The organism is Mesorhizobium sp. WSM4809 (genome assembly GCF_055811655.1).
The window spans coordinates 501,513-523,353 of sequence record NZ_JBVVQW010000001.1 but is presented as its reverse complement, the minus strand read 5'-3'; the positions used below and the strand labels follow the sequence as shown (position 1 = coordinate 523,353).

The 21,841-nt window shown below is 62.4% G+C and carries 25 protein-coding genes; 4 read left to right on the top strand and 21 right to left on the bottom strand.

Going from position 1 to position 21,841, the window contains the following annotated elements; translation table 11 throughout:
• Positions 1 to 17: 17 nt before the first annotated feature.
• From rnhA to coxB, 12 genes are all read right to left on the bottom strand, one after another.
• Positions 18 to 548 carry a ribonuclease HI gene (rnhA, locus tag AC0L24_RS02335; protein ID WP_127810999.1) on the bottom strand — a complete coding sequence of 177 codons (531 nt, stop codon included), beginning with the start codon at positions 546 to 548 and terminating at the stop codon, positions 18 to 20.
• 10 nt (positions 549 to 558) lie between these two features.
• On the bottom strand, positions 559 to 1,521 hold the full coding sequence (locus tag AC0L24_RS02330) for a homoserine kinase (protein WP_127811000.1): 963 nt from the start codon (positions 1,519 to 1,521) through the stop codon (positions 559 to 561).
• Between the two features lie 5 nt (positions 1,522 to 1,526).
• Positions 1,527 to 2,537 carry a 4-hydroxy-3-methylbut-2-enyl diphosphate reductase gene (gene ispH, locus AC0L24_RS02325; protein ID WP_023808604.1) on the bottom strand — a complete coding sequence of 337 codons (1,011 nt, stop codon included), beginning with the start codon at positions 2,535 to 2,537 and terminating at the stop codon, positions 1,527 to 1,529.
• Positions 2,538 to 2,625: 88 nt separating this feature from the next.
• Positions 2,626 to 3,381, bottom strand: a complete 756-nt coding sequence (locus AC0L24_RS02320) for an SURF1 family protein (RefSeq protein ID WP_292634529.1) — start codon at positions 3,379 to 3,381, stop codon at positions 2,626 to 2,628.
• Complete coding sequence (locus tag AC0L24_RS02315) at positions 3,378 to 3,782, bottom strand: DUF983 domain-containing protein (RefSeq protein WP_127320371.1); 405 nt, start codon at positions 3,780 to 3,782, stop codon at positions 3,378 to 3,380. Before AC0L24_RS02315 ends, AC0L24_RS02320 begins: the two co-directional genes overlap by 4 nt.
• Positions 3,783 to 3,838: 56 nt before the next feature.
• The gene (locus AC0L24_RS02310) at positions 3,839 to 4,330 is read right to left on the bottom strand and encodes a L,D-transpeptidase family protein (protein ID WP_127320373.1); all 492 of its coding nucleotides are present in this window, start codon (positions 4,328 to 4,330) and stop codon (positions 3,839 to 3,841) included.
• A gap of 92 nt (positions 4,331 to 4,422) precedes the next feature.
• On the bottom strand, positions 4,423 to 5,304 hold the full coding sequence (locus AC0L24_RS02305) for a cytochrome c oxidase subunit 3 (protein ID WP_127270321.1): 882 nt from the start codon (positions 5,302 to 5,304) through the stop codon (positions 4,423 to 4,425).
• 1 nt (position 5,305) lies between these two features.
• Entirely contained in the window at positions 5,306 to 5,938 is a 633-nt protein-coding gene (locus tag AC0L24_RS02300) for a cytochrome c oxidase assembly protein (RefSeq protein WP_127270322.1), read from the bottom strand.
• Positions 5,938 to 6,096, bottom strand: coding sequence for a hypothetical protein (locus AC0L24_RS02295; RefSeq protein WP_013532777.1), 159 nt, complete (start codon positions 6,094 to 6,096; stop codon positions 5,938 to 5,940). The genes AC0L24_RS02300 and AC0L24_RS02295 overlap by 1 nt, the downstream gene beginning before the upstream one ends.
• 2 nt (positions 6,097 to 6,098) lie before the next feature.
• Complete coding sequence (locus AC0L24_RS02290; RefSeq protein ID WP_473563377.1) at positions 6,099 to 7,043, bottom strand: heme o synthase; 945 nt, start codon at positions 7,041 to 7,043, stop codon at positions 6,099 to 6,101.
• A gap of 75 nt (positions 7,044 to 7,118) precedes the next feature.
• Positions 7,119 to 8,771, bottom strand: coding sequence for a cytochrome c oxidase subunit I (gene ctaD / locus AC0L24_RS02285; protein WP_023808611.1), 1,653 nt, complete (start codon positions 8,769 to 8,771; stop codon positions 7,119 to 7,121).
• Between the two features lie 38 nt (positions 8,772 to 8,809).
• Positions 8,810 to 9,709: a cytochrome c oxidase subunit II gene (coxB, locus tag AC0L24_RS02280; protein WP_473563376.1), complete on the bottom strand. Its 900-nt coding sequence runs from the start codon at positions 9,707 to 9,709 to the stop codon at positions 8,810 to 8,812.
• 376 nt (positions 9,710 to 10,085) lie between these two features.
• On the opposite strand from coxB, the gene AC0L24_RS02275 reads away from it, so the two are divergent.
• Together AC0L24_RS02275 and tldD are read left to right on the top strand one after the other, a co-directional pair.
• Positions 10,086 to 10,643 carry an invasion associated locus B family protein gene (locus tag AC0L24_RS02275; RefSeq protein ID WP_127380620.1) on the top strand — a complete coding sequence of 186 codons (558 nt, stop codon included), beginning with the start codon at positions 10,086 to 10,088 and terminating at the stop codon, positions 10,641 to 10,643.
• Between the two features lie 154 nt (positions 10,644 to 10,797).
• Positions 10,798 to 12,210 (top strand): metalloprotease TldD, encoded by a 1,413-nt coding sequence (gene tldD / locus AC0L24_RS02270; protein WP_128288850.1) that lies wholly within the window; start codon positions 10,798 to 10,800, stop codon positions 12,208 to 12,210.
• A gap of 40 nt (positions 12,211 to 12,250) precedes the next feature.
• Here tldD and AC0L24_RS02265 read toward each other — a convergent pair whose 3' ends face one another.
• From AC0L24_RS02265 to AC0L24_RS02250, 4 genes are all read right to left on the bottom strand, one after another.
• Positions 12,251 to 12,757 carry an RES family NAD+ phosphorylase gene (locus tag AC0L24_RS02265; RefSeq protein WP_127270325.1) on the bottom strand — a complete coding sequence of 169 codons (507 nt, stop codon included), beginning with the start codon at positions 12,755 to 12,757 and terminating at the stop codon, positions 12,251 to 12,253.
• Complete coding sequence (locus tag AC0L24_RS02260) at positions 12,750 to 13,121, bottom strand: antitoxin Xre/MbcA/ParS toxin-binding domain-containing protein (RefSeq protein WP_127270326.1); 372 nt, start codon at positions 13,119 to 13,121, stop codon at positions 12,750 to 12,752. Before AC0L24_RS02260 ends, AC0L24_RS02265 begins: the two co-directional genes overlap by 8 nt.
• 76 nt (positions 13,122 to 13,197) lie before the next feature.
• Positions 13,198 to 14,439, bottom strand: a complete 1,242-nt coding sequence (locus tag AC0L24_RS02255) for a class I SAM-dependent RNA methyltransferase (protein WP_127811003.1) — start codon at positions 14,437 to 14,439, stop codon at positions 13,198 to 13,200.
• The gene (locus AC0L24_RS02250) at positions 14,436 to 15,200 is read right to left on the bottom strand and encodes a TlyA family RNA methyltransferase (protein WP_473563375.1); all 765 of its coding nucleotides are present in this window, start codon (positions 15,198 to 15,200) and stop codon (positions 14,436 to 14,438) included. Before AC0L24_RS02250 ends, AC0L24_RS02255 begins: the two co-directional genes overlap by 4 nt.
• A 326-nt stretch (positions 15,201 to 15,526) precedes the next feature.
• On the opposite strand from AC0L24_RS02250, the gene AC0L24_RS02245 reads away from it, so the two are divergent.
• Positions 15,527 to 16,522: a sterol desaturase family protein gene (locus AC0L24_RS02245; protein ID WP_473563473.1), complete on the top strand. Its 996-nt coding sequence runs from the start codon at positions 15,527 to 15,529 to the stop codon at positions 16,520 to 16,522.
• Between the two features lie 266 nt (positions 16,523 to 16,788).
• Entirely contained in the window at positions 16,789 to 17,670 is an 882-nt protein-coding gene (locus AC0L24_RS02240) for a GNAT family N-acetyltransferase (RefSeq protein WP_245481764.1), read from the top strand.
• Between the two features lie 83 nt (positions 17,671 to 17,753).
• Here the strand turns inward: AC0L24_RS02240 and AC0L24_RS02235 are convergent, their stop codons facing one another.
• From AC0L24_RS02235 to AC0L24_RS02215, 5 genes are all read right to left on the bottom strand, one after another.
• Positions 17,754 to 18,047, bottom strand: a complete 294-nt coding sequence (locus AC0L24_RS02235) for a hypothetical protein (RefSeq protein WP_473563374.1) — start codon at positions 18,045 to 18,047, stop codon at positions 17,754 to 17,756.
• Between the two features lie 162 nt (positions 18,048 to 18,209).
• A complete protein-coding gene (gene dxs, locus AC0L24_RS02230) occupies positions 18,210 to 20,123 on the bottom strand; it encodes a 1-deoxy-D-xylulose-5-phosphate synthase (RefSeq protein ID WP_128288845.1) in 1,914 nt (637 codons plus the stop codon).
• Positions 20,124 to 20,251: 128 nt separating this feature from the next.
• Positions 20,252 to 21,172, bottom strand: a complete 921-nt coding sequence (locus tag AC0L24_RS02225; protein WP_128288844.1) for a pirin family protein — start codon at positions 21,170 to 21,172, stop codon at positions 20,252 to 20,254.
• Positions 21,173 to 21,211: 39 nt separating this feature from the next.
• Complete coding sequence (locus AC0L24_RS02220; protein WP_027035955.1) at positions 21,212 to 21,478, bottom strand: DUF2277 domain-containing protein; 267 nt, start codon at positions 21,476 to 21,478, stop codon at positions 21,212 to 21,214.
• Between the two features lie 110 nt (positions 21,479 to 21,588).
• The gene (locus AC0L24_RS02215; protein ID WP_023808624.1) at positions 21,589 to 21,840 is read right to left on the bottom strand and encodes an exodeoxyribonuclease VII small subunit; all 252 of its coding nucleotides are present in this window, start codon (positions 21,838 to 21,840) and stop codon (positions 21,589 to 21,591) included.
• Position 21,841: the final 1 nt, after the last annotated feature.

Sequence of the window (21,841 nt, the reverse complement as noted above, 5' to 3'; positions counted from 1 at the left end):
CACGCCGCTCCGGAAATTCAATAGCTCTGGGTAGAGCGCCGCACTTTCGCGATTGCCGGTTGTTTGGCCGGCGCAGCAGGCTTTGCCGCTGCTGCAGGCTTGAACGGACCTTTCTTGAACGGCGCCATGCCTTCGCGCGCAAGCTCGTCGGCGCGCTCGTTCTCGACATGACCGTCATGGCCCTTGACCCAGTTCCAGGTGACCTTGTGGCGCTTATTGGCCTCGTCGAGCGCCTGCCACAGTTCACCGTTCTTCACAGGCTTCTTGTCGGCGGTCTTCCAGCCGTTCTTCTTCCAGCCGTGGATCCACTTGGAAATGCCGTCCATGACATATTTGCTGTCGGTGTGAAGGTCGACCGTGCAAGGTTCCTTCAGCGCGTTCAGCGCCGAAATGGCGGCCAACAGTTCCATGCGGTTGTTGGTCGTCTCGGCTTCGCCGCCGGAAAGCTCCTTGGTGGTGCCGTTGAAGCGCAGGATCGCGCCCCAGCCGCCGGGGCCGGGATTGCCCGAACAGGCGCCGTCGGTGAAGATCTCAACCTGCTTGCTCATGATACCCATATCAGGCCAATCCATATTCCGAAGGAGATTTGATCGCCCGGTGGAACCGCATCCTTCTGATGTATTCGGTCGGATCGCGCTTCATCACGAGCCCGCCATCGGGGACGGTCAGCCAGTCGTACAGCCGGGTCAGCATGAAGCGCAACGCCGAACCGCGCGCCAGCACCGGCAGCGCAGTTTGTTCCTGGTCGCTCAGGGGCCGGACGCTCTGGTAGCCGGCGAGCAGCGCCTTGCCCTTGGTGAGGTTGAAGGAAAAATCCTTCTCGAAGCACCAGGCGTTGAGACAGGTGGCGACATCGTATGCGTAGAGGTCGTCGCAGGCGAAATAGAAATCGATCAGGCCGGACAGTTTTTCGCCGAGGAAGAAAACGTTGTCCGGGAAAAGATCGGCGTGGATGATGCCTTTGGGAAGGTCCTTCGGCCAGTTGCGCTCGAAATCGGCAAAGTCGGCATCGACCTCGGCCGCCAGGCCCGGCTCGACCTCGTCTGCGCGATCGCGCGCTGCATCCCAGAGCTTGCGCCAGCCGTCGATGGCCAGGGCATTCGGACGCGTCATCGAAAAATCGGCACCGGCCAGATGCAACTGCGCCAATGCCTTGCCGACCTCGGCACAATGCGTTGCTGTGGGCCGCCGCAACGAAAGCCCTTCCAGGAAGGTGATGATGACCGCCGGCCGGCCGGCGAGCGTGCCGATGACGCTGCCGTCATGCGCGGTCACCGGCAGCGGGCAGGACACGCCCTTGTTGGCGAGATGGCCCATCAGCCCGAGGAAAAACGGCAAATCCGCCTTCTCGACGCGCTTCTCATAGAGCGTCAGGATGTAGGAGCCGCTGGAGGTGTGCAGCAGGAAGTTCGAGTTCTCGGTGCCTTCGGCGATGCCCTTGTAGGACAGGAGATCGCCGACCGGATAGTGCTTCAGGAATGCGCCGAGTTCGCCTTCCGCAACGTCGGTGTATACCGCCATGTGGCTTACGCGGCTCCATTGACGAAGGCCATGTCGGCCCGCGTCAGTTCGACATCGCGCAATACCCGCATGACCGGAAAATCCTCCGTTTCCGTGGCCGTGATGGCCAGGTCGATCGTGACATCGAAGCGTTGCCGGAACGCGTCGATGATCTCGTCGACGATGATTTCGGGCGCCGATGCGCCGGCCGACAGGCCAAGCGTCGAGATGTTGCCGATGTCATTCCACGGAATCTCGGCGGCGCGCTGCACGAGAAGCGACATGGTGGCGCCTGCACGCTCCGCGACTTCGACAAGTCGTCGCGAATTGGAGGAATTCGGCGCGCCGACGATCAGATAGAGATCGGCACCCGGCGCGGTGTCCTTGACTGCTTCCTGGCGGTTGGTGGTGGCATAGCAGATCGATTCCGCCGCTGGTGCCTGCAGCGCCGGAAAGCGATCCTGCAAGGCGCGGATGATGCCGGCGGTGTCCTCGACAGACAATGTGGTCTGGGTAACGAAGCCGAGCGCCTGCGGATCGGCGGGCGAGAGCTTTGCGGCATCGGCTTCGGTTTCGATCAGCGTCACCGCTCCGTCCGGCAGTTGGCCCATGGTGCCGATCACTTCGGGATGACCGGCGTGACCAATCAACAGCACATGGCGGCCGAGCCGCTGATGGCGCATCGCCTGCTTGTGGACCTTCGACACCAGCGGGCAGGTGGCATCGAGATAGAAGAGATTGCGCGCCTTCGCATCCGCCGGCACCGATTTCGGCACGCCATGCGCCGAGAACACGACGGGCGACTGCCGATGTTCGGCCGGTATCTCGGAGAGTTCCTCGATGAAGACGGCGCCAAGGCTTTGCAGCCCCTCGACGACGTAGCGGTTGTGCACGATCTCATGGCGGACATAGACCGGCGCGCCATATTTCTTCAGCGCCAGCACGACGATCTGGATGGCACGGTCGACACCGGCGCAGAAACCGCGCGGCTGGCAGAGCCGGATCGTCAGAGGTGGTTTAGTGGTTGTCTGAAGCATTAAATCCGGGCCGGTTGATCAAAGCCGAAATGAAGTGCGCACCCCTGCCCTGTCAAGGGCATCGGTTGAAAGGGGGCATCAGCCGCGTTCATTCGTCTTTCGCGGGACGGCGAAGCCGCAGGATGAGCACGGCTGCGAGCGCCGCGGCAAGCCCGTACCAAGTCATCGCATATTGGAGATGGCTGTTCGGGAGATCGATGATGGTGACGCCGCCAACCGGCAAGCCGCCTGGGTTTGGCGTCTTGTCTGCGTCGATGAAGATCGGCACCAGCGCGGCGCCCGCAGGCAGACCGGCGCTTGCAGCCATCACGTCGCGGTCCTTCCAGTAGAAGATGTTCTTCGCCACGTCGTTGTCGGGAAGCATCATCGACGGCTTGCCCGGCAGCGGGTTGCGGGCCAGCCCCGTGACCGTCACTCTGCCAGCCACCTGTCCCTTGGCGCGCTTGGCGGCATCCTTCAGATCGTAAGGCACGAAGCCGCGATTGATCAGGAGGAAGCGGCCGTCGTCGAGCGCCAGCGGCGTGTAGACATTGAAGCCGGCATCACCTTCCCAGGTCGCGTAGAAATGGCGTTCGCCTTGATGCAGGAACGTGCCGGTGACGGTGACAGGCGTGTAATCGACATCCCCGGTGGCGGCGAACTCTTTCTCGACCGCAACCAACGGCAAGGGCGCCGAATGGGTGCGCTGGTCGATGGTCTGCAGAAGGCCTTCCTTCCAATACAGGCGCTGCGTCTGCCAGGTGCCGAGCACCAGCAGGATCAGGAACAGCACAAGGCCAAGGCCGAGCAGCAATGCCGATCGCGGCCGCGAACGACCGTCAGTTTTAATGGAAGCCTCGCTCATTCGCCGCGATCCAGTCGGCCCTCGGCCGCTTGGTTGCGGTATTGCAGCGTCAGCAGCACGCCCTTGATCAGCCGCAGCGCCGTCAAGCACAGCACAACAGCCAGCGGAATCCAGACCAGCAGATGCAGCCAGAGCGGCGGGCTGAGCGTGACTTCTACCCAGAGCGCCAGGCCGACGATGATAAAGCCGATGATCAGGATCACGAACACCGCCGGCCCGTCGCCGGCATCAGCGTAGGAATAATCGAGGCCGCAATTGACACATCGCTTGCCGACGGTGAGGAAGCCGGAAAATAGCCGCCCCTCGCCGCAGCGCGGGCAACGGCCATGCAGGCCGGCCGAGATCGGATCGATCGGCGGCCAGATCGCCCTATCTTCACTCCTGGAAGAATCGTCGCTCATTGCTTACAGCTCGATTTCAGATCGACCGGCAACCAGTTCATCTTGCCACTCATTGCCTACCGCTCGATCTCGATCGGTGTGCCATCGGCCACCATCGCCCAGATTTCGTCCATATCGGAGTCCGTAACCGCAATGCAGCCGTCGGTCCAGTCGACCAATTGAAGCAGCCAGCCCCACCAGCCATAACCGTTTGGCTGGCCGTGGATCATGATCATGCCGCCCGCGTCGACATTGCGCGCCCTGGCGGCCGCCAGATCGTCGGTGTTGGGGTACGAAATATGGATCGATCTGTGCGCGATGCTGTTCGGGTTGCGCCAGTCGAGGACATAGTTCCCCTCGGGCGTGCGTTGATCGCCCTCCTGGTGCTTATGCCCGACAGGATCGCCGCCGAGTGCGATGCCGTAGCTGCGCAGGATTTTGCCGTCGCCGATCAGTTCCAGCCGGCGTTCGGCTTTGTGGACACGCACCAGATCCACCTTCTCGCCGGCAAAGGCCGGGAGTGCCGCGATCATCAATGCGCAAATGGCCCGGAAAATTGTCAGCCGCATTGGCTATCGATCAGCGATCATTGCGCCAAAAAGAGAAGGCGGCCACATTGCCGCGGCCGCCCCTCCCCAAACGGAAATTCCTCAGGCCAGGATCAGTGGCCCTCGATCACCGCGCCGACCGATCCCCAGACGTAGATCGAGGCGAACAGGAACAGCCAGACCACGTCGACGAAGTGCCAGTACCAGGCGGCCGCCTCGAAGCCGAAATGTTGCTTGGGGGTGAAATCACCCTTCATCGCCCGGATCAGGCAGACCAACAGGAAGATGGTGCCGATGATGACGTGGAAACCGTGGAAGCCGGTCGCCATGAAGAAAGTGGCGCCATAGATGGAATCCTTGAAGGCGAACGGAGCATGCATGTACTCGTACGCCTGCACCATGGTGAACAGCATGCCGAGGCCAACAGTCAGCACCAGGCCGTTGATCAGGCCTTTGCGATCGCCATGGATGAGCGAATGGTGCGCCCAGGTCACCGTGGTGCCGGACAGCAGCAGGATGACGGTGTTGTAGAGCGGCAAATGGAAGGGGTCGAGAACTTCCATGCCCTTCGGCGGCCAGACACCGCCGGTAAACGCGGTGCGGGCATATTGCTGGACTTCGCTCGGAAACAGGCTGGCATCGAAATAGGCCCAGAACCAGGCAACGAAGAACATCACCTCCGAGGCGATGAACATGATCATGCCGTAGCGCAGATGCAGCGACACGACACGCGTGTGATGGCCCTCATGCGCTTCCTTGATCGTATCCGACCACCAGGCGAACATAGTGTAGAGGATGATCACGAGACCGATGAAGAACAGCCATGGATTGGCGATGTTGAAGCCGAAGATCGGGAACGAGCCGCCCTTCAGGTATTCCATCAAGCAGACGCCGCCAAAGGCGGCGACAAGTGCGCCTACCGATCCCAGGAAAGGCCACGGGCTCGGGTCGACGAGATGATAGTCATGCTGTGGTTTTGCGTGCGCGTCTGCCATATCAACCCCCGAGATTTGCTTCGGTATTCGAAATTGTCTTGCTATTGCCCTTGGCCGGCTCCGAGGAGGCGACCGGCTTGGCCTTCTCGACCGGGAACATCGTATAGGACAGCGTGATCGTCTTCACGTCCTTCAGTTCCGGCACATTGACGATGTCGGGGTCCACGTAGAACAGGACCGGCATGTCCAGTGTCTCGCCGGGCTTCAGCGTCGTGTCGGTGAAGCAGAAGCACTCGACCTTGTTGAAATAGGGACCCGCCAGTTCAGGCTGCACGTTGAAGGTTGCGCGGCCGGTCACGGGACGATCGAACTTGTTGGTCGCCTGATAGTGCGCCTGCACGGTCTCGCCGATCTTCATCGTCATCGAGCGCTGGACCGGCTGGAACTCCCACGGCACGCCAGCGATGTTGGCATCGAAGCGGACGGTGATCTCGCGATCGAGCACGCGGCCGGCATACTGCTTCTCGGCACGTTGCGTCGTGCCGCCATAGCCGGTCGCCTGGCAAAACATCTTATAGAGCGGGACCGCGGCATAGGCCATGCCGATCATGCCGGTAAAAAAGGCGAGGCAGACAGCCGCGACGATGACGTTGCCGTTCTTGCCAGCCGCTTTTTTGGAGGTCCCGACGCTCATCACATCGTGCCCAGATTGTGGCCGAACTTCACGATCGTCGCGATGTAGAAAATGACCACCAGCAGCGCCAGCGCCACACCGATGGCGATAGAACGGCTGCGCTGCGCCTTCTTCTGACGCTCGGTCAACGTGACGGTCTCGAGCTTTTCCTCGATCATGGTCATGCTCCACCCATGGCAAGCGCGCGTTCGACAACGCTGTCGGCCAGATAGGCAGCGAAGATGGCGAAGAGATAAAGCAGCGAATAGGCGAACAGGGCCTTGGCCGGTTTCATGACACGGTCATCGTCGGCCATGCCAAGCACTTTCCACGCGTACCAGACAAAACCGACTCCCAGAAGCAGGGCGGCCACGCCATAGAACGGCGTGGTGTAGCCAAGCAGCCACGGCAGCACGCCGACCGGGGCCAGCACCAGTGCATAGGCGAAGATCTGGCGGCGGGTTGAAGCGTGGCCGGCGACGTTGGGCATCATCGGAATGCCGGCCTTGGCATAGTCCTCGGACTTGAACAGCGCCAGCGCCCAGAAATGCGGCGGCGTCCACAGGAAGATGATCAGAAACAGGACAATGCTTTCGAGGCTGACTGTCCCGGTCACCGCGGCCCAGCCGATCACAGGCGGAATGGCACCGGCGGCCCCGCCGATGACGATGTTCTGCGGCGTCCAGCGCTTCAGCCACATCGTGTAGACGACGGCGTAGAAAAAGATGGTGAAGGCGAGCAGCGTCGCCGCCAGCCAGTTGACCAGCACGCCGAGCGTCATCACCGACAGCACCGACAGCACCAGCCCGAAGGTCAGCGCTTCGTGCGGCTGGATGCGACCGGCCGGGACCGGGCGGTTGGCGGTCCTGGTCATCACGGCATCGATGTCGGCATCGTACCACATGTTGAGCGCGCCGGAGGCACCAGCACCTATTGCAATAGCCAGGATGGCGATCACCGCCAGCAGAGGGTTGATGGTCACGGGTGCGGCGACAAGGCCGACAAAGGCGGTGAACACCACCAGCGACATGACGCGCGGCTTCAGCAGCGCGAAGAAATCGCCCGCCGTCGCTTCCGACATGCGAAAGCCCGCTTCGTCAATCGATGGGTCGTCGACAAGGGCCATGCGTACTTAAGTCCATCATCCGTTGGCCAAAACCGCCGGCGGACCGGCGGTTTCGTATTCGAGCGGGCAGCCGCCTTACTTGATTTTCGGCAGCTGTTCCCACTGGTGGAAGGGCGGCGGCGAAGGCAGCTGCCATTCGAGCGTCGTTGCGCCCTCGCCCCATGGGTTGGCGCCGGCGATCCGCTTCTTCTGGAAGGCCTCGAACACACCATAGAGGAAGATCAGGACGCCGATGGCCGAGATATACGAGCCGATGGACGACACATAATTCCAGCCGGCGAACGCATCGGGGTAGTCGATGGTGCGGCGCGGCATGCCGGCGAGACCGAGGAAGTGCTGCGGGAAGAAGATCAGGTTCACGCCGACGAAGGTGACCCAGAAATGGGTGTTGGCGATGACGGGCGAATACATGTAGCCGGTCATCTTCGGGAACCAGTAGTACCAGCCGGCGAAGATGGCGAACACCGCGCCCAGTGACAGCACGTAGTGGAAGTGGGCAATGACGAAATAGGTGTCATGCAACGAGCGGTCGAGGCCGGCATTGGCCAGCTGGACGCCGGTGACGCCGCCGATGGTGAACAGGAAGATGAAGCCCAGCGCCCACAGCATCGGCGTCTTGAACGAAATCGACCCGCCCCACATCGTCGCGATCCAGGAGAAGATCTTCACGCCTGTCGGCACCGCGATGACCATGGTGGCGAAGACGAAATAGCGCTGCGTGTCGAGCGACAGGCCGGTCGTGTACATGTGGTGCGCCCACACGATGAAGCCGACGGCGCCGATCGCCACCATGGCATAGGCCATGCCGAGATAGCCGAACACCGGCTTCCTCGAGAAGGTCGAGATGACGTGACTGATGATGCCGAAGCCCGGCAGGATCAGGATGTACACTTCAGGGTGACCGAAGAACCAGAACAGGTGCTGGAACAGGATCGGGTCGCCGCCGCCGTCGGGCGCAAAGAAGGTGGTACCGAAATTGCGGTCGGTGAGCAGCATGGTGATGCCGCCGGCCAGGACCGGCAACGACAGCAGGAGCAGGAAGGCGGTGATCAGCACCGACCAGGCAAACAGCGGCATCTTGTGCAGCGTCATGCCAGGCGCGCGCATGTTGAAGATGGTGGTGATGAAGTTGATGGCGCCGAGGATCGACGACGCGCCGGCAATGTGGATCGACAGGATCGCCAGATCCATGGCCGGCCCGGGCTGGCCCGAGGTCGAAAGCGGCGGATAGAGCGTCCAGCCGCCACCGACGCCAAAGGCGCCCGGCGCGCTCGGCACGAACATCGAGGTGAGCAGCAGGATGAAGGCCGGCGGCAGCAGCCAGAAAGAGATGTTGTTCATGCGCGGGAACGCCATGTCGGGCGCGCCGATCATGATCGGAACCATCCAGTTGGCGAAACCGCCGATCAGCGCCGGCATGACCATGAAGAAGATCATGATCAGGGCGTGCGCGGTGGCGAAGGCATTATACATGCTCTTGCCGCCGTCGATCGCGGCGTCACCGTTCATGCCATAGACCATCTGCGCCAGGCCGCTGAATATCTGGATGCCAGGCTCCTGCAGCTCCATGCGGATGGCGACCGACAAGGCACCGCCGATGATGCCGGCCATGATCGCGAAGATCAGGTAGAGCGTGCCGATGTCCTTGTGGTTGGTCGAATAAACCCAGCGGACCCAGCCGTGATAAGGCTTGTGGTCGTGCCCGTCGTGAGCTGCAGCGTCTGCCATGTTCCGCTCCGTTCCCTAAATCTTGCTAACCCGCGGCATCAGTTGCCGGCGGCCGCTACCTTGTTCTGGCCGTCGACCTCGGCCATCAGCGTCTTGTTGGCGCCGGGCAGATCGGTCTTGGCTGCCGCCAGCCAGGTCTTGAACTGCGCATCGGAGACGACGCGGATGGCGATCGGCATGAAGGCATGGTCCTTGCCGCAGAGCTGCGAGCACTGGCCGTAAAAAATACCTTCCTTCTCCGCCTTGAACCAGGTCTCGTTGGTGCGGCCCGGAATGGCATCGATCTTGATGCCGAACGACGGCATGGCAAAGGAGTGGATCACGTCGGTCGCGGTGACGAGCACGCGGGTCATGGTGTTGACCGGCACCACCAGTTCATTGTCGACCGCGAGCAGGCGCGGATAAACCTTGCGGTCCTCCTTGCCGGCGGCGGCGCGTTCGGCGTCCTGAAGGATCGCGGAATTGAAGGAGAGCGTGTTTTCGGTCTGGTACTCGTAGTCCCAGTTCCACTGGTTACCGGTCGCCTTGACGGTCAGCTTCGCTTCTTCCGGCGGCGTGTATTGCGCGGTCAGCAGCTGGAACGAGGGAATTGCCAAGCAAAGCAGGATGACGACCGGACCGACAGTCCAGATCACCTCGATCAGCGTATTGTGGCTGGTCTTGGACGGAACCGGGTTCGCGCTCGCACGGAATCTGACGATGCAATAAGCGAGGAGAAGCAGCACCAGGATGGTGATCGGAACGATGAACCACATCGTGTAGTGCCCGAACCACTCGATCTGCCGCATCATGTCGGTCGCCGGCGCCTGGAAGGTTGTCTCCCAGTTCTTGGGCTGGTCGGCATGGGCGGATGCGCCGGCGAAAAACGTGACAGCGGCACAAGCACTTAGAAACTTGGCACTTGCTGGAACCTTGGCGTTTGCCAGGAAATTTCTCATCGCCCTCATCGTCTCCCAGTTCCTCGCTGCGGTACCCACGAGAATAACGAACAATGCCGGGACGGGAATCCCGACAGTTTCAAGGTGGTTCAAACCATACTCTTTTTCCCTCCGCAAGAAAGGAGCGGACGAAACCGTGCGGCATTTTTGCGCGCAAGCCCGGATATGCCTTTGGAGGCAGCCGCGGCAGCACCGAATCGCCTACAGTGAGCCCGCAGCAGCATTCCCGCGGGCCGCAGGTGCCGAACGTCGCAATTCGGGCGAAATTGGCAGGGAAAAGCGCCCAATTGGCTTTTTCGGGGCAGACCTGGTGCGGTCTCGTCCTTTACTTGGCTTTGGCGCGGCTTAAAGTGCCGTGATTCGCAATGGAGCCGTCATGAATTACTGGCTTTCGAGAAACTCTCGGTTTTCGAGAAACTGGGCGAAGGTCATCTTTCTCGCCGCCCTGTCTGGCATTGGCTTGTCCGCGATCGTGCTGTCCGGCACCGCCAACGCCGCGCAGCCGAGCGGCACCGTGCGTTCGACGCATGGCGCATGGTCGATCATCTGCGACACACCGGCCGGCGCCACCTCGGAACAATGCGTGATGATGCAGAACGTCGTCGCCGAGGACCGTCCCGAGATGGGACTGTCGGTCGTCGTGCTGCGCACCGCCGACAACAAGGCGGAGATCCTGCGCGTGCTGGCGCCGCTCGGCGTGCTTTTGCCCAACGGGCTCGGCCTCAATGTCGACGGCAAGGATATCGGCCGCGCCTATTTCGTGCGCTGCTTCCAAGACGGCTGCTATGCCGAGGTGATCCTCGAAAAGCCGCTTCTCGACACGCTGAAGACCGGCACGTCGGCCACCTTCATCGTTTTCCAGACCCCGGAAGAAGGTATCGGCATCCCGGTCGACCTCAAGGGCTTTGCCGACGGCTTCGCCGCCCTCCCCTGAAAGCCCGGCGACATCACCGGCTTCAACCAGAAGTGACTTCGACGGGCTGCTGGCAAACCGCTTTTGTCGTTACAATGCGGCAGAGCGATTGTCTCGGCGCGCCTTCGCGCCTACATCGTGGCAAAGACCCATTCCTCCTGTGAACGGATGCGCCATGAACAGCCTGATCGGCCAATTCGACATTTCAGACGATCGCATCAATCAGATCGTCGCCGAGACCATCAACGGCGCCGATGACGGTGAGTTGTTCCTCGAATACAGCGAGAGCGAAGCGCTGATGTTCGACAATGGCCGCCTGAAGACCGCCAACTTCAACACCGACCAGGGGTTTGGCCTGCGTGCGGTTGCCGGCGAAGCCAGCGGCTATGCGCATTCCAGCGACCTCTCCGAAGCCTCGCTGCTGCGCGCGGCCGATGCCGTTTCAACCGTCAAGGGCGGTTATTCCGGCACGCTTGCCGCCGCACCGGCCCGCACCAACCGCCATCTCTATGGCGAAGAGAACCCGATCCCCTCGCCCTCCTTCGAGGCCAAGGCAAAGCTCTTGCAGGAAATCGACGCCTGGCTGCGCGCCGAGGATCCGCGCGTGCGGCAGGTTTCGGCATCGCTCGCCGCATCCTGGCAGCATGTCGAGATCGTGCGCGCCGATGGCCAAATGGTGCGCGATATCCGCCCGCTGGTCCGCATCAACGTCTCCGTTGTGGTCGGCGATGGCGACCGCCAGGAGAGCGGCTCCTACGGCATGGGTGGCCGCAAGGCGTTTGGCGAATTCCTGGTCGAGGACAGCTGGAAGCACGCCGCCAAGGAGGCGCTCAGGCAAGCTCTGGTCAATCTCGAGGCCATACCGGCCCCGGCCGGCACTTTCGACATCGTCTTGTCCAGCGGCTGGCCGGGCGTCATGTTGCACGAGGCCGTCGGCCATGGGTTGGAAGGCGATTTCAACCGCAAGAAGACCTCGGCCTTCGCCGGCCTGCTTGGCCAGCAGGTCGCCGCCAAGGGGGTCACCGTCGTCGACGACGGCACGATGCCCGAACGGCGCGGCTCGCTGACCGTCGACGATGAAGGCACACCTTCGGCCCGCAATGTGCTGATCGAGGATGGCAAGCTGGTCGGCTACATGCAGGATCGCCAGAATGCCCGGCTGATGGGCATGAAGGCGACCGGCAACGGCCGCCGCGAAGGCTATGCCCACCAGCCGATGCCGCGCATGACCAACACCTATATGACATCTGGCGACATGGAGCCGGACGAAATCATCGCCTCGGTCAAGAACGGCATCTATGCCGTCTCCTTCGGCGGCGGTCAGGTCGATATCACCTCGGGCAAATTCGTGTTCGGCTGCACCGAGGCCTACATGATCGAGAACGGCAAGGTGACGCAGCCGATCAAGGGCGCGATGCTGATCGGCAACGGTCCGGACGCCATGCACCGCGTCTCGATGATCGGCAACGACATGAAGCTCGACACCGGCATCGGCATGTGCGGCAAGGCCGGACAGGGCGTGCCCGTCGGCGTCGGCCAGCCGCATCTGCGCATGAACCAGATGACGGTGGGCGGCACGCGGGTTTGATAAGAACAGTCGACGAGCTTACTCGCCCATCTGAATTGCCCTAAAGCCAGGATGCCGGCGATTTCGGCAGACGACGGTCGGGGTCGACGACCTCTAGGCGCGGCGCGCCATCCTCGTTCCAGCGCCAGAGCGCAACGCAGGTGCCGCCGGGCGACATGAAGGACGGATAGATCACGCCGTTCACCCCATCGGCAAGCAGGCGATCCCGCAGCTTGTGGGTCTCGGGCACAAGGCCCTGATCCAGCATGTCTCGCCATTCGCATTGGTGAATACCCGCCGTCATGGCCAATTCGCTCAGCATTGCGGCATCGGTCAGATCGGCCAAGCGCGCGCCCGAGAGCTCTAGTTGGGCAATTAACGCCGGATGCTGGACGAAGCCCTGATTGTACTCCGCCCAGGCGGTGGACAATTCGCGCGCCGCATAGATCGTTGAAGCGCCAATCGGATTCCAGCGACCGCCGAAGTGGGCAGCGCCCTCGCCCGAAAGCGGCAGATGCGCCCAACGCGGTACGAAGGCCCGCCACAAGGTCAGGCTGATCTCAGGCATACACGCCGGAGCGGACGGCCTCCAGGTAGGCCAGCACCTTGTCCGTCTTGCCCTCGCGAACCAGGTCGTAGGCGGTCTTTCCCGCCCAGCCGGGGATCGGCTGGTGCTTAAACCAGATCGCCGCACGTTGCTCGCCGCCGGCCATTTCACCGGCCATCGACAGGATGCGGACGATCGGGCTGAGGGCGGCGTCGACCTTGCGCGCGCCGGCCTTGGCGGCAAGTGTGTTGCGCGCGACCCCGATCAGGCCGGCCAATTCGGTCAGGTTGACACCAAGCTGTTCCGCGACACGCCTTGCCGAAAGGTAAGGCGACCGTTCCTCGCCAAAGCGTGACGCCGGAACTTCGAGGGCTGCGGAGTTCATGACGATTACCTAGCATAGTTTGATGCGTACGGTATCAAAATAGGCCCAATTCACGCGCAACTCAAGCACAAGCGACCTACCGCCTCCGCTTCGGCTTCTCCAGCAACGCCACGGCCTCAACATGCGGCGACCACAGGAACTGGTCGATCGGCGTCACGCTTTTCAGGATGTAGCCGCCGTCGATGAGGATGCGCAAATCTCGCGCGAGCGTCACCGGATTGCAGGACACCGCGGCGACGTACGGCACATCCGAACGGGCGATCTGCTTCGACTGATCCTCGGCGCCAGCGCGCGGCGGGTCGAACACCACACCATCGAAGGCATTCAATTCCTTGAACGTCAACGGCCGCCGGAACAGGTCGCGGCGTTCACCCGTCACCCGCTTCAAGCCAGTGGCGAAACGCGATCCACGGTCGAGGGCCGAAAGGGCTGCCGCATCGCCCTCCACCGCATGGACTTCCGACTTCGCGGCCAGACGCAGAGCAAAGCTGCCGCAGCCGGCGAAAAGATCCGCCACCTTCTTGGCACGCTTCAGATGCCCACCGACGATATCGGCCATCGCCTGTTCGGCGGCCTCGGTTGCCTGCAGGAACGCGCCCGGGGGCAAGGCGACAGCGACGCTACCGAACATGACAACCGGCTTTTTCGGCTCGATGATGATTTCGTCATCGATGGACAGCCTGGCAAAGCCCTGCGCCATGACGAAATTGGCCGCGATACGGCGCTGGTGCTCCCCGAGCTTGCCGGATTCGTGAACCGCGACATCGAGCCCCGAACCGGTCACGGTGACCGCCAGCCGGAACGATTTGGTGGTTGCGCAGACCAATTCGGCGAGCGCCTTCAACCGATCGAGCGAAGCGACGATCTCCGGCAGCGAGATCGGGCATTCCGATATGGCGATGATCTCCGGCGACAGATGGCGATGGAAGCCGAGCAGCATGCCTGTATCGGTGCGCCGGGCGGCCAGCACGACACGGCGGCGCGTCTGCGGCGCGCAGGCGACCAGTTCGCCGATCTCGCAATCGATGCCTTTGCCCTTCAGGATGTGCGCCACTTTTTCGCGTTTCCACTGGCGATAGGCTCCGGCTTCGAAATGCTGGAGCGCGCAACCACCGCATTCGGTGAAATGGCGGCAGGCGGGGTCGATGCGCAGCGGCGATGCTTCCAGCACCGCCATCAGCATGGCGCGATCCCTTTCGCGCGCGGCGGTGACCGTTTCACCGGGCAGTGTGAAGGGAATGAACAGATCGCCTGTCTCGGTCTCGGCGACACCGTCGCCCTGAGCGCCAAGTTTCCTGATGCTGAAGCGCGCGCTCATCGGTCCTTGATCCCACCGAGCAGGAATTCGCGATTGCCGTCGCCGCCCTCGATCGGCGACAAATGCAGCCCCAGCGAGCGCCAGCCTGGCACGGAGTCCAGCCAATCCTGCAGCAGGCCGGCGACACGGGAGGCGTCGTAGGGATCTTTCAACAGACCACCCTTGCCGATCGCATCACGGCCCGCCTCGAATTGCGGCTTGACCAGAAACATGGCCTTGGCGCCAGCCTTCGCCAGATCAAGCGCCGGCGGCAGCGCCAGTTTCAGCGAGATGAAGCTGACGTCGGACACGATGAAATCCGGAATACGCCCGCTGAGATCGGCAACGGCGAGATCGCGGGCGTTCAGTCCTTCGATCACCGTCACACGCGGGTCGCCGCCGATATCAGGATGCATCTGGCCATGACCGACATCGACCGCGGTGACATGGGCCACGCCGCGCTCGAGCAACACCTGGGTGAAGCCGCCGGTCGAGGCGCCGATGTCGAGCGCTTCAGAGCCGGCAGGGTCGAGGCCGAAATGATCGAGCCCACCGATCAGCTTGAGTGCCGCGCGCGACACATAGCCTTGCGCCGGATCATCGATGGCAACAAGGCATTGCGGCAAAACGCTCTGGCCGGGCTTGCGCGCAATGACGCCGTCGACGGTCACCGTGCCACGCTCGACCGCGTCGCGGGCACGTGAGCGGCTGGCAAACAGCCCGCGCTGGATGAGCAGGTCGTCGAGCCGCTGGCGTGCGCTGGCTGGCAGAGGGGAATTCATTGGCCTTCATGGCGAAAGCCGATGACGATGGCAAGAGCACCGGCCGGAAGCATCTCGTCTCACGTTCCCATCATCACGCCCAGCACATTGGACCGCGGCGATAGTGAGGCGTTCCGTCACGCCGACCATCCCTATGAATATCTATCCGTTGCGCCGGTTGAGACGGATGACCGCCGAAGCATGAGGTCTCGTCGCCTGCCGATAAGTGCCTAAAATCTAGAAAGCCTCATGATTTCTTAACCAATTTTCATCGCATTTGCTTGAGGACTTCAATGTTATGACCGCGACGACCGGAAAAGCCGGATGAAGAGGCGGCAACCTTGGAAATGGCCAGCGATATCGTCTACAAGGTTCTTGACCGGATTTCCGGCGCCGGCCTGCTGGCGACCGGACTTCTGTTGCTGACTGCTTTGGTCAGCGCCCTGGTCGCCTACTGGCGCACGGTCGAGAAAAAGAGCTGGAAAGAGTTTTTCGAGTTCGCAGTCCCGCATGAGGTCATCACGCACCCTTCGGCGAAAGCCGACCTTTTGTTCTGGGTGACGCGGAAGGCGCTGATGCCATTCCTCATGCTGCCCGCCGGCGTCGTCTTCGTCAGCGCCGTCGGCTATGCGACGAACTGGTTGCTCTCCACGCTGCTGGCGATCCAGCCGCCCCTGATCGAAGGACCGGCAGGGCCGGTGACGGTGACGATCTTCACCATCACCATGCTGCTTGCCTACGACATTTCGTACTATCTCTATCACGTCGCACAGCACCGCTACCCGGTGCTGTGGGAACTGCACAAGGTTCACCATTCGGCCGAGGTGATGGTCGGCATCACCAAGGATCGCGTCCACCCGCTCGACGAATTGATGAACCGGGCCTGGGACGGCGTCATTCCCGGCATCTGCTTCGGCATCTGGTCGCTGGTGTCGCTGAACCTCGTCGAGCTGACGGTCTTCGGCGTCAACGTCTACATCATACGCAACATCCTGATGATGGATTTCGTCAGGCACACGCATTTCAAGATCTCGTTTGGACCGTTGAACAATCTGATCCTGTGCCCGCACTGGCATCAGCTGCACCACAGCACCGACCCGCGCCACTACGACAAGAACTTCGGGCTGCTCTTCTCGTTCTGGGATCGGCTCTTCGGAACCCTGTGCATTCCGAGACCCGACGAGGACTTCAAGTTCGGTTTGATCGAACGCAACGTGCGCGACTACCAGTCGCTCGCAGGCCTCTATGTCCTGCCGCTGAAGCGGATGTGGCGGCAGATCGCCAGACATTTCCGCACCGACAAGCCCGAGCCACAGCAATCGCCGCAAAGGGGGAAGCCATGAACGGACCCGCCGTGTTCCGGATGCCGCGAACGCACCGGATCGAAATTGCGACCTCGCCAGCGCGACTGGCAGAAATCGCGCCCGCCTGGGCAACGCTCTGGCAACGCGCCGGCGGCCTCGTTTTCCAGCATCCCGACTGGATCTCGGCCTGGTGGCACACCACACCGCATCAGGACCGTCGCGGTCTCAGGATCGGCCTGGTCTGGAGCGGCGAGCGTCTCGAGGCCGTCATTGCGCTCGCGACCTTCTGGCGCTCAGGCATCCGTATGCTGGAATGGGCGGCGAAAGATCACTGCGACTATGGCGATGTCCTGGTTGCTCCCGATGCCGAGCCACAGATCCTGCCGCAACTCTGGCAACATATCCTCGACGATGGCGGCTTCGATCTTGCCTACCTCAATCGTCTGTTGCCTGATGCCCGATTCCGGACCCTGCTTGGTCCCGCCGCCCCAGGCCAGAGCAATATCTTGCAGCCAAGCCACCGCAGCGAGGTCAGCTATCGAGTTTCCGGCGCCGGGCAACGCGGCGCACAATGGTTTGAAAGCCAGTCGAAGAAAACTCGGCAAAACTATCGCCGTGGCTACAAATTCATGGAGGAAGGCGGCGCGCTGCGTTTCCGCCTGATGGATGCGCACGAAGCCCGCGAGCCGGTGCTGGAGCGCGTCGCCGCGCTGAAGCGGTTGTGGCTTGCAAAACACGGCCGCGTTTCGGACCTCTTCGACGAAGGCTCCCCCGCGCTGGCGGCACTCATATCCGTTCTGGCCAAGCTTGGATTGCTGCGCATCTTCGTGCTCGAACGCGAAGACGAGATCATCGCCATCTCGATCAATTTCGAGCAGCATGGAACGATGATGGCTTTCGTCACCACCTATGATCCGGCCTTCGAACGGGCCTCGCCGGGGATGGCCTTGATGATGGATTACATCCAGTGGTCGTTTGACCGAGGCTTGACCACGATCGATTTTCTCTGCGGCGGCGAGGATTTCAAGCGCCGCTTTGCGACGCATTCGGTGACCTTGTCGTCGGTGGTGGGTGGACGAAACCTGCGCGGACGCCTAGCCGCCCTGGCAGACCGCGCCCGCCACGCGGCGCAATCCTGGCGCCCCGAGAAATCGGCGCAGCAAGCGGAGCTGGTTGCGGCAGAGTAGCATTGCCGACGCTTTTTAGATCGCCTGCACAGCGGCAAGCGCGAAACGATCGGGCAATCCCGATAGGCTTGTTGGTCTTCAGCTCAGAATACGGTTCGCGAAACCGGGCGCTCGACGGCTGGAGACAAGCCATCCTCACGGCCGCCCGAAGCTTGCTCGCGTGCAGGCTCGATGGCACCCGCAGGCGCGGGAACAGGGGCCGGCAGAACCACCATTTGCGGCACCTGCTTGAAGGAAAAGCCGCCGCGGATGCCGCCCATCTTGCCGGCGATGATGCCCATCGCCGCCTTTTCGAGGCTGCGGTCATAGCGCGTTTCGGGTGTGGCCGGCGCGATGATAACGGCGCAAAGTGCTGCGCCGCACAGAAGCGTTTTCATTGTTGTTGTCTCCCTGCCTGATCACGATTTAGCAGGGCGCCATTGAAAAACGGCCAAGAGACACGGTAAGCAAAGCGCCAAATGGCAGCGTAAACAATGCCTTAAGATCGCTTGCCGGCAAACTGATTCAAGTCTTTGAGACTTTGATTCAGGCGCGCTGGATCAGGCGCGCTGGGCGTGGACTGTGTGCCCGAGTGCCACGAATACGGTGCGCACGATGCCGGCGGCATCGAGCCCGGCATCGGCATACATCTTTTCCGGCTTGGCGTGGTCGGTGAACGCGTCGGGCAGCACCAGCGGGCGCACCTTCAGGCCGCTTTCCAGCAGCCCTTCATGGGCGAGGAACTGCAGCACGTGGCTGGCGAAGCCGCCAACGGCGCCCTCCTCCACCGTCACCAGAACCTCATGCGAACGGGCCAGCCGTCGGACCAGATCCTGGTCGAGCGGCTTGGCGAAACGGGCGTCGGCGACCGTGGTGGACAGGCCGGCAGCCCCTAGCTCCTCCGCGGCGATCAGGCAATCCTGCAGCCGCGTGCCGAAGGACAGCAATGCAACCTTGGTGCCCTCCTTGACGATGCGGCCCTTGCCGATTTCGAGAACCGAGCCGCGCTCCGGCATGTCGACGCCGACGCCATTGCCGCGCGGATAGCGGAAGGCGATCGGACCCTCATCATAGCTCGCCGCGGTGCGCACCATGTGGCGCAGCTCCGCCTCGTCGGCCGCCGCCATGACGACGAAACCCGGCAGTGTCGCCAGGAAGGTGGTGTCGAAAGCGCCGCAATGGGTCGCGCCATCGGCGCCGACGAAGCCGGCGCGGTCGATGGGAAACCGCACCGGCAATTTCTGAATGGCGACGTCGTGGACGACCTGGTCGTATGCGCGCTGCAGGAAGGTCGAATAGATCGCCGCGAATGGCTTGTAACCTTCGGTGGCAAGGCCGGCGGCAAAGGTCACCGCGTGCTGTTCGGCAATGCCGACATCGAAGATCCGCGATGGAAACGCTTCGCCGAACAAATCGAGGCCGGTGCCGCTCGGCATGGCGGCGGTGATGGCGACGATGCGGTCGTCCTCACGGCCCTCCTGAACCAGGCTTTCGGCGAACACCTTGGTGTAGGCAGGCGCGTTGGCCGGCGCCTTGGCCTGCGCGCCGGTAATGACGTCGAACTTGTTGACGCCGTGATATTTGTCGGCGGCGGCTTCGGCCGGCGCATAGCCCTTGCCCTTCTGGGTGACGACATGGATGAGCACCGGGCCTTCGCCATTGTCGCGGACATTTTTCAGGACCGGGATCAGATGCTCCAGATTGTGGCCGTCTATCGGGCCGATGTGATAGAAGCCGAGTTCCTCGAACAGCGTGCCGCCGGTGACGTACCCGCGTGCATGCTCGACCGCCCTTGTGATCGCACGATCCGCGCGCTTGCCGAGATAGGACGTCAGTTTCTTGCCGAAATCGCGCAGGCCGATATAGGCCTTGCCGGAGGCCAGCCGCGCCAGATAGGCGCTCATCGCGCCGGTCGGCGGCGCGATCGACATGTCGTTGTCGTTGAGAATGACGATCAGCCGTGCATCGAGCGCACCGGCATTGTTCATCGCCTCATAGGCCATGCCGGCAGACATGGCGCCGTCGCCGATGACGGCAATGACGTTGTTGCGGCCGCCGGAGAGATCGCGGGCGGCGGCCATTCCGAGGCCGGCCGATATCGATGTCGAGGAGTGGGCGGCGCCGAAGGGATCGTACTCGCTCTCGGCGCGGCGGGTGAAGCCGGACAGGCCGCCTTCCTGGCGCAGCGTGCGGATACGGTCGCGGCGGCCGGTCAGGATCTTGTGCGGATAGGCCTGGTGGCCGACATCCCAGATCAGCCGGTCGTCCGGGGTGTTGAAGACATAGTGCAGCGCCACTGTCAGCTCGACCACGCCAAGCCCGGCGCCCAGATGACCACCCGTGCGGGACACGGCGTCGACCAGCTCGGCGCGAAGCTCGGACGCCAATTGTGGCAGTTCGCTTTCGGCAAGCGTGCGCAGGTCGGCCGGGATGCGGACCTTGTCGAGAAGCGGCGTATGCGGCGTTGCGTTCACGGTGCTCGGGCTTTCGGTTGATGGGCGAATAGGCCGCCGGCCGGCGAAAGTAAATGCGTGTCAGTGACGCGGATCAGGCCCTAGTCTTTTGTCTATGCATTTCGTTCTGCCACTTTGGGTGACAGGCATCAGCTTTCCGGCAGCGGGATGAATTCTTCCTCGTCTCCTGGAACGATGTCGAAGCGGCCCGTCTTCCATTCTTGCTTGGCCTGTTCGATGCGTTCCTTCGACGATGAGACGAAATTCCACCAGATGTAACGCTTCGAACCGAGCGAGGCGCCGCCAAACAGCATGAAATGTGCACCGGTCTGCGACGATACGACGATCTCGTCACCGGGACGGAACACCAGCAGCCGTTCCGCCGGAAAGACGTCACCTGATATCGAGACCTCGCCTTCCAGCGTGTAGATAGCTCGTTCTTCCGCATCGGCCGGGATGTTCACGCTGGCGCCGGGCGCCAGGCGCAGGTCGGCGTAGAGCGTCTCCGAGTCAGCCCTGACCGGCGACCGCAACCCCTGGAAATCGCCGATGATGAGGCGCCCGTTGACGCCTTCGGCATCGATCTCGGGAAGCCTGAGCGCTCCTGTGTTCTCGAAAACCGGTGCCACCTCTTCCTTGTCGTCCGGCAGCGCCAGCCATGTCTGCAGGCCGGATACCGACATCGGCGCGCCACGCAGTTCCTCCGGCGTACGCTCCGAATGGACGATGCCGCGGCCGGCGGTCATCAAATTCACGTCGCCGGGCTGAATGACCATTTCGGTGCCGAGTGAATCGCGGTGCCGGATCTTGCCGTCGAACAGATAGGTGACCGTCGACAGGCCGATATGCGGATGCGGACGGACGTCCAGCGCCTGGCCGGCGCGCAGGATCGCGGGACCCATGCGGTCGAAGAAGATGAACGGCCCGACCAGCCGCCTTTTTGCCGTCGGCAGAGCACGGCGCACCTGAAAACCGCCGATGTCCTTGGCGTTCGGGATGACCATCAATTCGATCTGGTCGCTGGCTAAGGCATCGCCCACCTCAGGGTCTTTCCCGGGGAAGAAGCTCATGGACTCTCCTTGTCGGTGGTCGAAGGCCGCCTGGCCGCATCAGGCAAAGCGGATCGCCGCCTTTGCCCGCAGCTTGGCCGCCACCTCTTCGCGATTACGCGGATGCTGATGGGTTTCCAGGGAATCGAGCAGTTCGCGCGCCGAGGCCGCGATGGCTTCGACGGCATGGTCGAAGGCGTGCTGGTTCTGCTTCGAGGGTCGCGTCGTTCCGCTCAGCTTGCGGACGAACTGAAGGGCCGCGTCGCGCACCTCGTCATTGGTTGCCGGCGGATCAAAATTGAACAGGGTCTTGATGTTTCTGCACATCGCTTCCGTATCTCCTCTTGTCCTTGAGCTGTTTCAATCGGGACGAGTTATATCCTCGATCATGATCATGTCCAAAAACCGGTGAGGCGAGCCTATGTTCGGACCGGGCCTCAATCCGCGTCGAGCGGCTCCGTTCCGACCGGCTTGCCGTCGCGCGACAGCCTGATCTTCTCGACCTTGTCCTCGGCGGCCTTCAGCAGCCGGTCGCAATGCGCCTTCAGCGCCTCGCCACGTTCATAGATCCTGATCGACTGGTCGAGCGGCACGTCGCCACGCTCCAGATCATCGACGATCTTCTCCAGCGCATCGAGTGCCTGCTCGAAGCTCATCGCCTTGACGTCTTCGTTGGTCTCATCGGCCATC

Coding starts and splice junctions, on each gene's coding strand:
- rnhA (WP_127810999.1), bottom strand. CDS start 548: ATGAGCAAGCAGGTTGAGATCTTCACCGACGGCGCCTGTTCGGGCAAT.
- AC0L24_RS02330 (WP_127811000.1), bottom strand. CDS start 1,521: ATGGCGGTATACACCGACGTTGCGGAAGGCGAACTCGGCGCATTCCTG.
- ispH (WP_023808604.1), bottom strand. CDS start 2,537: ATGCTTCAGACAACCACTAAACCACCTCTGACGATCCGGCTCTGCCAG.
- AC0L24_RS02320 (WP_292634529.1), bottom strand. CDS start 3,381: ATGAGCGAGGCTTCCATTAAAACTGACGGTCGTTCGCGGCCGCGATCG.
- AC0L24_RS02315 (WP_127320371.1), bottom strand. CDS start 3,782: ATGAGCGACGATTCTTCCAGGAGTGAAGATAGGGCGATCTGGCCGCCG.
- AC0L24_RS02310 (WP_127320373.1), bottom strand. CDS start 4,330: ATGCGGCTGACAATTTTCCGGGCCATTTGCGCATTGATGATCGCGGCA.
- AC0L24_RS02305 (WP_127270321.1), bottom strand. CDS start 5,304: ATGGCAGACGCGCACGCAAAACCACAGCATGACTATCATCTCGTCGAC.
- AC0L24_RS02300 (WP_127270322.1), bottom strand. CDS start 5,938: ATGAGCGTCGGGACCTCCAAAAAAGCGGCTGGCAAGAACGGCAACGTC.
- AC0L24_RS02295 (WP_013532777.1), bottom strand. CDS start 6,096: ATGATCGAGGAAAAGCTCGAGACCGTCACGTTGACCGAGCGTCAGAAG.
- AC0L24_RS02290 (WP_473563377.1), bottom strand. CDS start 7,043: ATGGCCCTTGTCGACGACCCATCGATTGACGAAGCGGGCTTTCGCATG.
- ctaD (WP_023808611.1), bottom strand. CDS start 8,771: ATGGCAGACGCTGCAGCTCACGACGGGCACGACCACAAGCCTTATCAC.
- coxB (WP_473563376.1), bottom strand. CDS start 9,709: ATGAGAAATTTCCTGGCAAACGCCAAGGTTCCAGCAAGTGCCAAGTTT.
- AC0L24_RS02275 (WP_127380620.1), top strand. CDS start 10,086: ATGAATTACTGGCTTTCGAGAAACTCTCGGTTTTCGAGAAACTGGGCG.
- tldD (WP_128288850.1), top strand. CDS start 10,798: ATGAACAGCCTGATCGGCCAATTCGACATTTCAGACGATCGCATCAAT.
- AC0L24_RS02265 (WP_127270325.1), bottom strand. CDS start 12,757: ATGCCTGAGATCAGCCTGACCTTGTGGCGGGCCTTCGTACCGCGTTGG.
- AC0L24_RS02260 (WP_127270326.1), bottom strand. CDS start 13,121: ATGAACTCCGCAGCCCTCGAAGTTCCGGCGTCACGCTTTGGCGAGGAA.
- AC0L24_RS02255 (WP_127811003.1), bottom strand. CDS start 14,439: ATGAGCGCGCGCTTCAGCATCAGGAAACTTGGCGCTCAGGGCGACGGT.
- AC0L24_RS02250 (WP_473563375.1), bottom strand. CDS start 15,200: ATGAATTCCCCTCTGCCAGCCAGCGCACGCCAGCGGCTCGACGACCTG.
- AC0L24_RS02245 (WP_473563473.1), top strand. CDS start 15,527: ATGGCCAGCGATATCGTCTACAAGGTTCTTGACCGGATTTCCGGCGCC.
- AC0L24_RS02240 (WP_245481764.1), top strand. CDS start 16,789: ATGCTGGAATGGGCGGCGAAAGATCACTGCGACTATGGCGATGTCCTG.
- AC0L24_RS02235 (WP_473563374.1), bottom strand. CDS start 18,047: ATGAAAACGCTTCTGTGCGGCGCAGCACTTTGCGCCGTTATCATCGCG.
- AC0L24_RS02225 (WP_128288844.1), bottom strand. CDS start 21,172: ATGAGCTTCTTCCCCGGGAAAGACCCTGAGGTGGGCGATGCCTTAGCC.
- AC0L24_RS02220 (WP_027035955.1), bottom strand. CDS start 21,478: ATGTGCAGAAACATCAAGACCCTGTTCAATTTTGATCCGCCGGCAACC.
- AC0L24_RS02215 (WP_023808624.1), bottom strand. CDS start 21,840: ATGGCCGATGAGACCAACGAAGACGTCAAGGCGATGAGCTTCGAGCAG.